This is a genomic window from Frankia sp. AgB1.9, assembly GCF_016786355.1.
Classification (GTDB): domain Bacteria; phylum Actinomycetota; class Actinomycetes; order Frankiales; family Frankiaceae; genus Pseudofrankia.
This window is the reverse complement of record NZ_JADWYX010000122.1, coordinates 14,939-28,136: the sequence shown is the minus strand read 5'-3', so window position 1 is coordinate 28,136 and position 13,198 is coordinate 14,939. Positions and strand designations below refer to the sequence as shown.

Here is a 13,198-nt window from a genome sequence, read left to right as displayed (position 1 = left end):
GGCGGGGCGGGTGGAGCAGGCCATCGGCCTGTACGAGCAGACCCTGACCGACCGCGAGCGGCTCCTCGGCGCGGAGCACCCTTCCACGCTGACCTCGCGGAACAACCTCGCCTGCGCCTACCAGGCGGCGGGGCGGGTGGATCAGGCCATCGGCCTGTACGAACAGACCCTCACCGTCGCGCAACGGGTGCTGGACCCGGGACACCCTTGGTTGGCGATGTTTCGCGCGAACCTAGACCGTGCACGGGACGCCCCCACTGCCCGCCATGGTGTTGGAGGAGGGTGATGGCGTCGCGCGCGAGAAACGAACCGAGTTCTCGCGCGCCAGTCGCGGGTCGCTCCCTAGATCGATGCTTAGATGGCGGCGCTTGGGCTGAGTGCGCGTCGGTCGGGTAGCTGGTCGCGGAGGTCGCGGACGGCTGGGAGCTGTGCCCATTGCTGCCGGGCGGTGAGGGTGCGGTAGATGCCGGCGGCGCGGTCGGTCGTGCTTCCGTGGTCGTTGCCGGCGGCGGCGGTGAGAGCTGCGGAGACGGCGAGTGCGGCTTGTTCGGGCTCGGGTGTCTGTCTGCGAATGAGCGACCGGGCGAGCGCGAGTTGCATACCCGCGATGTCGTGGTGGCGGCCGGTCCCGTCCAAGAGACTGAGGGCCTGGCGCGTAATCGGCTCCGCGTCCTCGCCTTGGTTGAGATAGGTGTAGGTGACGGCGGTGAAGTGCGCGCAGAATTCGGCGTCGCCGATACTCGGCCCTGGGAGCGGGCTGGCGGTCCAGACCGTGTCCTGCATGGTGTGCAAGGCGGTGTGGGCGCCGTGGGAGTCGCCGGTCTGGGCGAGTGCGCGGGCGAGGCAGCCTGCGAGTACGGGCGCGACGTAGGGGTGGGCGTCTGGTTGGCCTCGGCGGGCGATGGTGGCCGCGCCGCGGAAATCTCCGGCGAAGAATGTGAGCGCTGACCGTATGACCGCGACGGAGCCTGCGAGGAGGGTGTCTCCGGCGGCTTCGGCGTGTTGGGCGGCGAGGACGAGGAACGTCAGCGCGGTCTGGTCGTCGGCCATGTCGAAGGCGAGTTGTCCTCGGTACCAGGCGTATTGGCCGGCGACGAGTTCGAGGTCTCGTCGGGCGGTGCCGGATACGCGGGTTTCGAGGAGTGCTTCGGCGTCGTCCCAGGCGCGTTCGATCGGCTCGACCAGTGCCCCGAACGGGGTGGTCGGGTAGAGCGTGGTGAGTCGTTGCACGCCGTGTTGGAGTTCGGCGAGTGTGAGGGGGTCGGGCCTGGCGGCGGTGATGGCGCGGGAGATCTTTGCTGCGCGTTGCGCGGGGCCGAGTGCGGCGCCGGTGGCGGTGAGGACGATGCCGGCGTTCAGTAGGTCGCGGCGGCGCGAGGTACTCACCTCCTGGTCCGGCCCGGCGGGTGTATGTCCATGGTCACTCGCGCGGCGGGTGGGAGCCAGTGTCCCGATATCCGTGAGGGGCGCGTCACGCGGCGGCTGCGGGATCGGCGGTCCGAACAGGGTGGCGACGTCGGTGCCGAACAGGGTGTGCAGGACGGCGGGTGCGGGCGCTCGTGGGGTGGTGACTTCTCCGAGGATCCAGCGTTTGGCGGTGCGTTCGGCGAGGTAGCCGCTACCGACCTGTAGGTCTTGGGCGGTCTTCTGGTAGATGCGGCAGAAGCGGCTCGCGCTCCACCCGCGTTCCATCAGGAGCGCGGCGAGGTGGGTGCGTGGGGTGGCGCTGGGGGTCATGGCGTCTCCGGCGGGCGCGGCGGGCTGTTCCTGATCGTCGCGCGTCACGGACTGTCTGTCAGTGGCGCTCCTCGGGCTGTGCGCAAGTGGCCCGAAGTGTCACGAAGCGGCCCAGAGTGCCGCCGTCGTCGCCCGGTTCGTAATCGCCACGGAGAGCCCGGCTTCTGGTCACTGGCGGCGTTCGTGTGGGCACCGACCGTCGGGGTGTCGGTGCCGGTCGGGTGGGCGTAGTTCCCTCGGCCGGTGTCGGCCTGACAGGGGTTCGCGTGACGCGGGCCTGGGCCCGGCGGGTGGAGGCATGGTGACGACGGCGTTGATCGAGTGGATCGGTGGTAGGGGCGTATCGGTGGAGTTGCCGGCTCTTACACCGCTGGGACACGACGGGCTGGTGCTGTCGCGGTCGCTCGCGTCGGTGCTGTCGGGCTCGGCCGCGAAGCCCGGTGCGGTGTTGGTGCCTCGCCGGTTGCTGGTGCGGTGCGCGTTGGAGCTGGCCGGGGCGCATCCGGAGGTGGGCCCGGCGGCGGTGTGGCCGGTAGAGGTTCCGGCGGTCTGGACGGCGGTCGCGCTCGCGTTCGGGGGTGTGCTTGCGGCCGGTCGGGCGGGGGTGGTCGGGCCGGTGGTGTGTGCGGGGCGTCCGCCGATGCGCCGGTCGCGCCCGGCGGTGCGTCATGACGTGCGGGCGCGGCTGGATGGTGGGTGGCTGTATCTGGTGGTGTGGGAGGTGTCGGCGTTCGCGACGGGGAGCGGGCAACGGCCGGCGGTCTCCGAGGCGGCCTGACGGGTGGTATTTCGGGGACAGGCCGTGGTCTGGCGGGGTATTGTGGGTGTTGGCCGACTGGCGGAAGCCATAAACAAACCCAAATTTTGCCCTGACTCCGGTTCGGGTGTTCGCCATGGTCAAGCCGACGCATAACTCAAACATTTCGGCCATAGGGCTGCACTGGCTTGACGGGGACACCACCTAGCGCTTGGCGTGACCCTCCGCTTTCTTCTGGCGGTGGGTATCCCGGGCGCACCCACTCCACACCGTGGGGTGGGTGGCTGCGCAAGTCACAGCCGCGCCTTTCTTTACCTTGTTCCACCTGTGGTTGTTCGCTGCCCGCGTGCGGTGTTCTGACACCGTGCGCTGATGGCGCCTCGCGGTGTTCTGTCCCGTGGGGTGTGGGGCTGTGCGCTGCTGTGGGTGGTCCAGGTGCGCGGCTGGGCTTGCTCTCCTGGGTGGGAGCGTGTCCGGTGGCGGACGCCGTGGTTTCCAAAGCAGGTGGCTGCGTACGGCCGGTACGGCTGGCGGGCCGGTCAGATCATGTGGACGTGGCGACGGGCGAGATCCGCCGCGTACCAGTCCCCGCGACAGTGCATGTGCGCTGCAACAACCGGCGCGCGTCGGCGTGCCCGGATTGCAGCCGACTTTATCAACGTGACGCGCGACGCATCGTGGTCCAGGGCATTGGCTCGGACGACGGTGCGGGCTTTGCGGGGTGTCCTGCCTGGTTCGTGACGTTGACGGCGCCGAGTTTCGGGCCGGTGCATTCCCGGCGGGCCGGCAAAGGCGCGGAAAGCCAGGTGTGTCGGCAGCGTCGCGGTACCTGTGAGCATGGCCGCGCGCTGGCTTGTACGCAGCGGCATGCGGCGGATGACAAGCGGCTCGGGGAACCGATCTGTCCGCGCTGTTTCGACTACGGCCGGGCCGTGGTCTGGAACGCGATGCTGCCGACGCTGTGGAAGGCGACGCGGGACCGGTTGGAATCCGCGGTGGCCTCGGCGGCCGGGCTGACCGTGACCGGGCTGCGCCGGCAGGTGCGGGTGTCGTTCGTGAAGGTCGCGGAGATGCAGCGCCGGGGCCTGGTCCACCTGCACGTCGTCATCCGGGTAGATGGACGGGACGCGGACGGCGGGCTGACGGCGGCTCCCGGCTGGGCGGCCGGTGACCTGGTGGCGGACTGCCTACGGGACGTGCTCGCGACGGTAGCGGTGGATGCTCCCGACCCTGCCGGGGTGGCGCTGCTGGACACGGCCGGGGCGCTGCCGGTGCAGCCCTCGACCGATGGCCGGTACGCGGTCGGGTGGGGCCGACAAGTCGACGTCCGGCCTATCCGGCTGGGTGGGGACACGGACGCGGCGAAGGTCGCGAACTACCTGGCGAAATACCTGACCAAGTCGACCAGTGACGGCGGGCTGTTGGACTCCCCGGTTCGCTCGCTGGCCCATCTCGGGCGGCTGCGGCTACGGGATCACCAACGTCGACTCGTGGAGGCCTGCTGGCGGCTGGGAACCGACCGGGCCTTTGCCGAGGCGCTCGACGCGGCGGCGGGCCGTGCTCCGGGCCGGACGGTCGGGCTGCTGCGCTGGTCACACGGTTTTGGGTTCGGCGGGCACTGGATCACGAAAAGTCGGCGGTACTCGACCACGTTCGGCGCGGTGCGCTCGGTGCGGCGGCGGTGGGCGCGGATGCTCGCGGCGGCCCTGTCCGGTCGTCCCTTCGCCACCGACGAAGCGGGCGGCTTTGTCGCGGTCGATGAGTTCGGCCGCCTCGACGGCGACCCACAGACCGAGGTGCTCGGCTCCTGGCGGTACGCCGGGCGTGGCCGCGACCCCGTGCCCGGTGGTGGGTCATGAGGCGGGCGTCTGGTCCGCTGCCGGGGGAGATGGCACTGCCGTTCGACCTCGAACCGGCGGGCTCCGGCGGACCTGTCGGGCAGGTGGCCGTGGTGGAGATGAGCACCGTAGGTGCCGCTCCTGCTGTTGACCCTGTGCCTGTGGTGTCGGTCGACGCTGCGGCGGCGGACGTGTCGGGGGTGGGTGGGTGGGCCCCCACCCCGGCGGCGGCGGACCGTAGTCCGCGCGGCCGGTCGGGCCGGCGCGCTGCCAGCCTGCGCCCGGCTGGGCCTGGGCCTGATGGACGTGCCGCGCGGCCGGTGTCGGCGGCGGCCGGTCGGTCGGCGGGGCTGGCGGCGGTGGTCGCGGCGGGGCATGCGCGGGCGGCTGAGCTGGCCGCGACGCCGTGTGCGCGGGACGTGGTGCTCGTGGTGCGGGACCTGATCGGTCCGCTACCCCGCCGTCGCCTCGACGCGGGACCGCCGCTCGACGCGCACAGCGGTGGGATCGAAGGTGGACCGGCCGCGCGTGCCGGGTAGCACGGTCACGGTGACCATGGCGCGGATCAACGCCCGGCGCCGCTGCAACGCCAACGACTCCCAATGCGCCGCCATCTCCTCGGCGCTGACCGTGTTCAGGCCCTCGAACACGGTCGCCTGGACCAGGGCGGCCTGACGGGCCCGCGCCGCTGTCAGCGCGATCCGGATCGCTTCGGCCTGGTTCTTGCGCATGATCCGGGTGACCTCGTCGGCCGGATCGTCATCCGCCATGGCGGCGCCCAACGCTGCCGCCCGTGCCTGGGCCGTTTCGACGTCGGCGGCGGCCTGGACGGCGCCCAGAGGGTCGGCCATGTCCTCGCGAACAAGCTGGGCGAGGATCTCCGGTGTCGAGAGCAGATCCACCACGATCGTGGTCACATAGGCATCCAACGCGGCCATGTTGCGCGCCACGCCCATACAGCCACCACGCTCACGCGGCGGGCAGCGATACGTCTTGCCCTGGGACGCGAGCATCCCACAACCGCATTTCCCACACGTCGCGATATTCGACAGCAGATGCTTGGTCCGGGCGGACCAGCCCGCCGGCTGCGACACGGCGGCCAGGCGGGCGACCAGGCGGGTATGGGTCTGCTCGCTGATGATCGGCTCCCAGCGGCCCGGAGCCACCACCTCACCCTTGAACGTCCGCAACCCCGCCAACGCCGGGTTACGCAGAATCGCCCGCAGAGTCGTCGGAGACCACTGCGCCCCCCGCGACGTCGGCACACCCGCGTCGCGAAGCTCGATCACCAGTGCGCGGATCGAGGTGTCCAGGCGCGGGTCCAACAGCCGGTCGATACACGCCCGGATGATGTCGGCTTCCTCGGTGACGATCTGTTTGGCCGCGGTGTAGCCGTAGCAACGCGGCCCGGCCGGTAGGCCGTCCTTCGCCCGCTGCACTGCCTCGTCGCGTAGACGCTCGCTCATCTGCTCGGTCTCATACGTATCCAGCTCACCCAAAATCCCGGTGATCACCCGGCCGGACGAGGTGGAGAGGTCGAGGTCCTGGCCGCCGGTCGCGATCACCCGCACCAGATGCTTACCGAGATGCTCCATGCCCTGGGCGCGTTCCTTCCGGTTACGCCACATCCGGCCGGTCATCTTCACGACCAGCACCCGCGCCTCACCACGCCCGACCGCTGCCATCAGACGGCCGTACTCCGGACGCGCCAACCCCTTCGACGCCGACATGTCGTTGTCGACGAACGGCGGTGCCGGCAGACGCCACGACGACTCTCCGTAGATCCGCTCCACGGCGGCGTCGATCTGACGGGCCACGCCACGGGCGTCCTGGTCCCGGTCCATCGAAATCCGCGCATAGATCGCCACCGGCACCGGACACACCACAGAGTCCCGCGCGAGCAGCTCGGCGAGCAGACGACGGGTACGCGGCTGGATCACCTGCTCCCACGACACAGGACCCACCACCGGATCAGGCGAATCGGACGGATCAGCCTGCGGCACAAGGGAAATCGACATACATCAATTATGTCCCCAAGAGAGCTAATAGGCCTGGCTGCAACCGTTTGAGGGCCAAACTCGCGATCATGCTCTGGACGTGGCGTGGGCAGACTCTCTGGGGGGACTAGCTCCGCCAGAGTGGCACGGTCACGCCGCGGACTGGCAGACCATCAGCAGGGCAGGCCTGAGCGGCGCGGCATCGCCGGCCCGTTCCGGGCCCGGTGGACCGTCCGACGGCGCGGGGCGGGCGCCGCGTCGAGGTCGTGGGGACGATCGGCGCGTACGCCGTCCGGCCGGCGACGGCGCGGCCTGGCCGGCGACGATGCCGACCCGGCCGTATCGAGTGACGCGGCCCGGCCATCGGCAGTGACGCGCCGAGCTGACAGGTCGGCCCCGGCTCGGACGGCCGCGACAGCTGGGCCGGCGTCAACCTGGCTGGCGCGATCACGACCAGCCGGCGCAGCGGCGCCGACGTGGCCGCTGGCCGGGCCGCCGCGGCCCCCGGGGCCGCCGATGCGGCCGCGGCCCCCGCCCGGGCCGGGGCCTTCGGGCCATGGACCGGCCGACGCGGGCCGGGCACCGGGTCGCGCCTGGTCTCCAGCGCGAGCAGGTCGCGGCGGACCTGCTCGAGCAGGTCGCTCAGCCGGACGTCGAGCCCCTTGCAGACCGCCGCGAGCACCTCGGAGGACGCCTCCTTGCGGCCCCGCTCCACTTCGGACAGGTAGGGCACGGACACCCGAGCGGCGCCGGCGACGTCGCGCAGCGTCCGGCCCTGATCCGTCCGGTAGCCGCGCAGTGCGTCCCCGACCAACCGGCGCAGCAGCGGCGGCGCCTCGCCCGACTCGGCCATCCGCCGCCTCCCCAGCTCGGGCCCGCGGGCCTCCGTTTGACACTGATCGTAGGCCGGCTGGGCGGGCCCGGTCCGCCAACCTCGGGAAGGAGCGGGCCCGGTCGTCCCTGCGGTGTCCGGTCGTCTCTGCGGACTTCGGCGTCCCCGGCCGGTTCGGTCGTCCGGCCGGCTCGGTCGTCCGAGCGGGCTCAGTCGTCCCGGTGGGCGGTATCGGGCGCGAACGCGGGTAGGCAGACCGAGATGTAGTCGGCGCCGTCCGCGCCCAGCGTGCTGTAGCGGACCCACTCACCCGCCGCGGTGTGGATGGCCTGGCCTGCGCCGACCTCCACCCGTCCGCCCTCGTGCTCGACGGTGACGACCCCGCGCAGTACCACGGTGTACTCGTCGAACTCGGGGCGCTGCCCCGGCTCCTCCCAGCCGCCCGGAGCGGTCATGTGCGCGATGCTCACGCCGGGCGTCCCGCTGTTCACCTGCCCGACGTACTCCCGGATGATCTTCGGAAGGTTGCCGGCTGCTTCGATGATGGTCGGCTTCTCGATGAGAGTGGGCATAGGCCCCATCTTCGCTGACCCCCGGGAGTGAACCCATCGAGTCCTACCTGGTGGTCGCGGATCCTGGCTCCTCGCGACCACCAGGTAGACCGTTCGCCCGGCCCGGTCAGGTGCGGTAGCCGAAGGGAGACTCCGACGGGACGGCACGCGCGGAGGCGACGACCTCGTCGACGAGGCCGTAGTCCCTGGCCTCTTCGGCGGTGAACCATCGGTCGCGGTCCGAGTCGCGGTCGATCTGCTCGACGCTCTGGCCGGTGTGGAAGGCCGTGCGCTCCTGGATGACGCGCTTGGTGTGCAGCGTCTGCTCGACCTGGATCGCGATGTCGGAGGCGGTTCCGCCGATGCCGCCGGACGGCTGGTGCATCATGATCCGGGCGTGCGGCAGCGCGTACCGCTTGCCCGGCGTGCCGGCGCAGAGCAGGAACTGCCCCATCGAAGCGGACAGCCCCAGCGCGACGGTCGCGACGTCGTTGTCCAGGTACTGCATGGTGTCGTAGATCGCCATCCCGGCGGTCACGACGCCGCCCGGCGAGTTGATGTACAGGAAGATGTCGCGGCGCGGGTCCTCGGCGCCCAGCAGCAGCAACTGCGCGCAGATCCTGTTCGCGACCTCGTCGTCGACGGCGGAGCCGAGGAAGATGATCCGCTCTCGCAGCAGGCGCTGGAACACCTGCTGGCCCAACCCGAACTCGTCCGACCCCTCGGCCATCTGTCCCTCCGGCGGCTGCGCCCGGCGGGTCTCGCGAACTACGCGAGAAAGGCCCCGTCCGGTAAGCCCAGCCTCCCCCGCCGACCCCACCCTCCGGCCGATCCTCTGCCCCCAGCAGATCTGCCCCCGGCAGAACCCCGCCAGCGCAGCCAGCAGAGCACCCACCTGGGACAGGCGAACCTTGGTACGAGCGGCTGGGTGCTCTCGTTGGAGGATGCGGCGCTAGCTAAGCGTCGGGAGGCGCTCAGCGCCCGAGGCAAGAGGCCAGAGGCGCGGAAGGCCGGCGCACCCCCCTGCTGGAACGCAACCACGAACTTGCTGGAACGCAACCACAGACTTGCTGGAACGCAACCACAGACTTGCTGGAACGCAACCACGGGTGCCAACCACCGAAGAGACCAGCCCCAAGTCATCCGCGTCCAGCTAATCAAACGTTGGGAGGGCGCTCAGCGCCCGAGGCTGGGGGCCGGAGGCGCGGAGCGCCGTCTCCGGCCCCCAGCCTTAGTCGGCGGCGCGGCGGGCGCGGTGGGCGTCGTCGTGCAGGACGCCCAGGAACGACTCGGCGATGCGGACCTGCTCCTCGAGGGAACGGAGCTTCTCCTCGCCCAGGGCGATCCAGGTCTCCAGTCGCTCAAGGAGCTCGGCGCGGCGTTCCGGTGCGGCGTCGGAACTGGTCGCCTCGTCGCGCAGGTCGATGAGTGCTCGCATCTCCTCGAGGGCGAAGCCGAGCGGCTTCATCTTCTTGATGAGCAACAGCCGGTCGACCGCCTCGTCGTCGTACAGCGGCGTGCCCGTCCCGTCCTCGCCGACGGCGGCGAGGATCCCGGCCTCGGCATAGAAGCGGGTGGTGCGCAGCGACAGGGTGACCTTGTCCGCCACGTCACCGATCTGGTAGACCTCGCCCCCAGCACCGGGGGCGGACGGGATGCTTTGGGTGTTGGACAACTGAACCCTTACTCGATGCGGGACTCGGACGGATGAGTGCTGTTGCGTCGCGGCCGGCCGCGACCAGGCCGGCCGGCCTGGCTGCTCGTGCGCCCGCGTCGGTGGCGCGAGGGACCGGGTCAGGTCCGTTCGGTGACCGGTTCCTGGCCGGGGCCGGGGTCGTCCTCTCGGAGAGGCGTGATCGCGGGGGAGCTGGGATCACGGGTCGCGTCGTCATGCAGGCCGGCGACGAAGTCGGCCGCGATGCCGGCGCGGGCCCGCAGGTCGGCGAGCTTCTGCTCGGCCAGTGAGGCCCAGGTCCGCAGGCGCTCCCGCAGCTCGTGCCGGCGCTCGGCGGTCAGGCCCGGCAGCCGCAGCTCATCGCGGACGGCCAGCAGCGACCGCATCTCCTCGAGAGTGAACCCGAGTGGCTTCATCCGCTTGATCAGCAGCAGCCGGTCGAGGGCATCCTCGTCGTAGAGCCGGAAGCCGCCCTGGGTCCGCCCGACCGGGGTCAGCAGCCCGGCCTCCTCGTAGAACCGGACGGTGCGCAGCGACAGCCCAACCTGGCGGGCGACGTCCCCGATCTGGAGGACCGGTGTTGTCTCGGCGGCCACGCCTCGCGTGGCCGTGCTCGTATCCCGTCGGACGGTGAACAAAGGCTGCCCCCCCATCACGCCGAGTATCCGTAGGTCGAAGGCCGGCGGCCCGCTCCTGGGACTTTGCGGCGCTTCATCCCTCTAACTTAACGCAGTGCGTTCACGGGACCGGGGCCGGCTGCCGCTTGGCGTGCCCGGTGAGCCGCGTGTCGAACTCGTACACCCGCCCTGGTCCCGGACGAACGATCCGAGCGTAATGGCAGGTCGGGTGCTGGCCGGCCAGTTTGGGGGATGTTGATCGGACGTGCTGGACCGGGGCGCGGAGCGTTCGCCTCAAGGGTTCGCCGGGCCATCACCCGAGGCGGCCCCGTCGGACGTCCCGTCGGTCGGTCCCGTGGCGGGTTCCGTTGCCGGGCCGGCGACCCGGTCGGCGCGACCCGCGCCCGTCCCGGGCCCACCGGTTCGCGGGCCTGTTCTCGGCGCGGCCGCTGGGAGCGGCCTCGTCGCCGGTCCGGTCGAGAGCGGCCCGGTCCGCGGCCCGGTCTGAGGCAGCGGGCCGGTGCGAGGCCCCGTGTACGGAGCTGACCCGCTCCTCGGCCCAGTCGTCGGGATCGGCCCTGTCCGCGGTCCGGTGGTCGGGATCGGTCCGGTCCTGGGCCCGGTCGTGGGGATCGGTCCGGTCCTCGGTCCGGTCGTGGGGATCGGCCCTGTCCGCGGTCCGGTGGTGGGGATCGGTCCGGTCCTCGGTCCGGTCGTGGGAATCGGCCCTGTCCTCGGTCCAGTGGTGGGGATCGGTCCGGTCCTTGGCCCGGTGGTCGGGATCGGCCCGGTCCGCGGTCCGGTGGTCGGGATCGGCCCGGTTCGGGGGCTGGTCTTCGGGAGCGGGCCCGTTCGGGGACCAGTCCGGGGGAGCGGGCCGGTACGAGGCCCGGTGGGCGGAAGCGGCCTGGTGGTCCGGATTGGGCCTGTGCCCGGCCCCCCGGTCGGAAGCGGCCCGGTACTCGGCCCGGTCCTGGAAACCGGGCCGGGGCTCGTCGTCCTGGGCAGGTCGGTGGTCGGAGGTTGGCTGTCGTCTTCGGACGTGGCCCCATGATCTGGCCCGAGGACGGCCGGCCACCAGAAGATGACCATGAGCAGGCCGAGTGCCGCCGGGATCACGATCGTGAGGGCCTGGACGAGCGTCATATGCGGGCTGAGCGCGAGCGCGAGCCCGAGCCAGATGGACAGCACCCCGAAGGCCGCGCCCTGCGCCGTGGTCTTCGAGCTGGGCCGCTCGCCAGGCAGTGGGATCGCGGGCACGTTCGCCGGGTCACGGAGGTCCTCGAGACCGTCCGGGTCGGCGAGCCTGATCGGCAGGAGGTCCGGCTCCGCCGGCGAGAGCTCGATCGGCGCCGTCGGGCGCAGCAGGTTGACCGATCCGTCCAGGCTCGCGACGGCGAGCAGCCCGCGGGCCGGGGAGAAGGCCACCGCGGTGACCGGCAGCCGCGCCCGCAGCCGGCCGACCGGGACCGTCGGGTCGGTCAGGTCCCACAGCGCGACCTGATCGGCGCTGACGGTCGCCAGCCATCGCCCGTCCGAGCCGAACTCGACCATGGTGACCCAGCCGGAGTGCGCGTCGATCGAGGCCCGTGGCGCCGGCGCCGACGGGTCGACGGTGTGCCAGAGGTCGACGGCGCCGTCGTTGCGTCCCACCGCGAGTGTCTGGCCGTCCGGCGCGACCGCGACACCGAACAGCGGCCCCTCGCCGGCGGTCAGGTGCGTGCGGCGGACCGGCGCCGAGGAGACGTCCCAGAACTCGACCCGCTCGCCGACCGTCGCGACCCAGCGGCCGTCCGGGAACGCCGCCGCGCCGCGCGCCGCCCGCCGGTCACCGGCGCGCCCGAGAACGCGGGGACGGCTCGGGACGCTGACGTCCCAGACCCGGGCGGACTCGCCGGCGAACGTGCCGACCAACCGGCGCCCGTCGGCCGAGAAATGCAGGCCGGTCAGCCCGCCGGGGTGGTCGAGCAGCGCCCGCGGCACGGGCGGCCCCGCCCGGTCGATCCGCCAGAGCGCGGCGTGCGCGGTGTCGTAGCCGGTGGCGAGCCAGGCCCCGTCGGGGGAGAACGCCACCGCCGGGCCGACGGCGAACCGGGTCCTGATCGTCCAGCGCTCCCGGGGCGTGGTCGGGTCGGTGATGTTCCACAGCCGGACGGCGCCGTTGCCGCTCGCCGTCGCCAGCCGCCGCGCGTCCGGCGAGAACGCGACGGCGTACACGGGCGACGTCACGTCGACGCGGTTCCTGGCCCAGCCCGGCAGGACCGGCATGCGCGGTGGGCGCGACCAGCGGGGCGACCGTCGCCAGCCGCGCTCGAAGAACCAGCGCAGCCGTCGAGGCCCTTCCGGCCTCGGCTCGGTGTGCGGGGCCAGCGACCAGCGCAGCGCCGGGCGCCGGCCAGGCACCAGCGACCAGATCAGGGCGACCGGCCAGAGGAGCAGCCACGCCCACCGCACCCGCAGCCATCGGGCCCAGGCCCACCGCCGGCGACCCGGGCCCGGCAGCATCCCGACGACCGTGAAGGCGTTTGGTTCCCCCTGGGGGCCGCCCTCTTCGGGGCTCTCAGCGCTCGGGCTGGCCTGACCGGGGTCGGCGTCCCCGCCAGCGCCTTCCCTTACCGAGGTCGGCGCGTCCGAGATCTCCGTGGCCGTGTCGCCCGTGGCCGGGTAGTGCCTGGTCGTGGTGTCGGTGCCAGCGGCCTGCGCGCGGGTCGGAGCGTCGCCGGGTACCGCCGTCGGCGCGGTCGCCGTGACGGTGGCGAACGGCCCGTCGATCGGCGGCAGCAGCATCGGCCCGGTGTCGGGCGCGGGTGGCGGGATCGGGACCGGCCCCGTCGTGGGGTCGTCCGGGATCAGGAAACGGAGGAACTCGCCGAGATCGCCGCTGCCGGTGGGGCCGACCGACGAGCTTCTGGTCTCGACCGGTTCCGGCATGGTGTCCTGGGCGGGCGGCGGTGCCGGCGCGGCCTGCGTCGCCGCGGCTTCGGCGGGGCTCGTCGTCGACTTGGCCCGCGCGCGGCTCGCCCTGGCCCGGGCCGGTTTGGCCGGTGGAGCCGGAGGTGGTTGCGTCGGCGGGATCTCGGTCACGGCGGTCTCGGAAGATGCGGCGGTCTCGGAAGACGCGGCCTCGACGGGCTCAGGCGCCGACGAGGGCGGCGGTGCGGGAGCGGGCACAGCAGTCTCGTCCCCCCGCGGTC

Annotated in this window: 11 protein-coding genes; 3 read left to right on the top strand and 8 right to left on the bottom strand. The window is 72.2% G+C overall.

What is annotated here, in order from left to right; genetic code table 11:
- On the top strand, positions 1-286 hold a 286-nt coding region (locus I6A60_RS33740), incomplete at its 5' end, for a tetratricopeptide repeat protein (RefSeq protein ID WP_203055786.1).
- Between the two features lie 68 nt (positions 287-354).
- Here I6A60_RS33740 and I6A60_RS33735 read toward each other — a convergent pair.
- Positions 355-1,785 carry a hypothetical protein gene (locus I6A60_RS33735; protein ID WP_307873997.1) on the bottom strand — a complete coding sequence of 477 codons (1,431 nt, stop codon included), beginning with the start codon at positions 1,783-1,785 and terminating at the stop codon, positions 355-357.
- Positions 1,786-2,035: 250 nt separating this feature from the next.
- On the opposite strand from I6A60_RS33735, the gene I6A60_RS33730 reads away from it, so the two are divergent.
- Together I6A60_RS33730 and I6A60_RS33725 are read left to right on the top strand one after the other, a co-directional pair.
- A complete protein-coding gene (locus tag I6A60_RS33730) occupies positions 2,036-2,515 on the top strand; it encodes a hypothetical protein (protein WP_203020538.1) in 480 nt (159 codons plus the stop codon).
- A 383-nt stretch (positions 2,516-2,898) separates the two neighbouring features.
- Entirely contained in the window at positions 2,899-4,353 is a 1,455-nt protein-coding gene (locus tag I6A60_RS33725) for a replication initiator (RefSeq protein WP_307873996.1), read from the top strand.
- A 431-nt stretch (positions 4,354-4,784) separates the two neighbouring features.
- Here I6A60_RS33725 and I6A60_RS33720 read toward each other — a convergent pair whose 3' ends face one another.
- The 7 genes from I6A60_RS33720 to I6A60_RS33690 all read right to left on the bottom strand — a co-directional run bounded on the left by I6A60_RS33720 (position 4,785) and on the right by I6A60_RS33690 (position 13,088).
- Positions 4,785-6,350, bottom strand: coding sequence for a recombinase family protein (locus tag I6A60_RS33720; RefSeq protein WP_203055785.1), 1,566 nt, complete (start codon positions 6,348-6,350; stop codon positions 4,785-4,787).
- Between the two features lie 106 nt (positions 6,351-6,456).
- On the bottom strand, positions 6,457-7,182 hold the full coding sequence (locus I6A60_RS44280; RefSeq protein ID WP_203020544.1) for a helix-turn-helix transcriptional regulator: 726 nt from the start codon (positions 7,180-7,182) through the stop codon (positions 6,457-6,459).
- 188 nt (positions 7,183-7,370) lie between these two features.
- Complete coding sequence (locus tag I6A60_RS33710; RefSeq protein ID WP_238436804.1) at positions 7,371-7,733, bottom strand: cupin domain-containing protein; 363 nt, start codon at positions 7,731-7,733, stop codon at positions 7,371-7,373.
- A gap of 106 nt (positions 7,734-7,839) precedes the next feature.
- A complete protein-coding gene (locus I6A60_RS33705; protein ID WP_203020548.1) occupies positions 7,840-8,442 on the bottom strand; it encodes an ATP-dependent Clp protease proteolytic subunit in 603 nt (200 codons plus the stop codon).
- A gap of 501 nt (positions 8,443-8,943) precedes the next feature.
- The gene (locus tag I6A60_RS33700; RefSeq protein WP_203020550.1) at positions 8,944-9,387 is read right to left on the bottom strand and encodes a MerR family transcriptional regulator; all 444 of its coding nucleotides are present in this window, start codon (positions 9,385-9,387) and stop codon (positions 8,944-8,946) included.
- A 119-nt stretch (positions 9,388-9,506) separates the two neighbouring features.
- Positions 9,507-10,040 (bottom strand): MerR family transcriptional regulator, encoded by a 534-nt coding sequence (locus tag I6A60_RS33695; protein ID WP_203020552.1) that lies wholly within the window; start codon positions 10,038-10,040, stop codon positions 9,507-9,509.
- Positions 10,041-10,298: 258 nt separating this feature from the next.
- Positions 10,299-13,088, bottom strand: coding sequence for a hypothetical protein (locus tag I6A60_RS33690; RefSeq protein ID WP_203020553.1), 2,790 nt, complete (start codon positions 13,086-13,088; stop codon positions 10,299-10,301).
- Between the last annotated feature and the right edge of the window lie 110 nt (positions 13,089-13,198).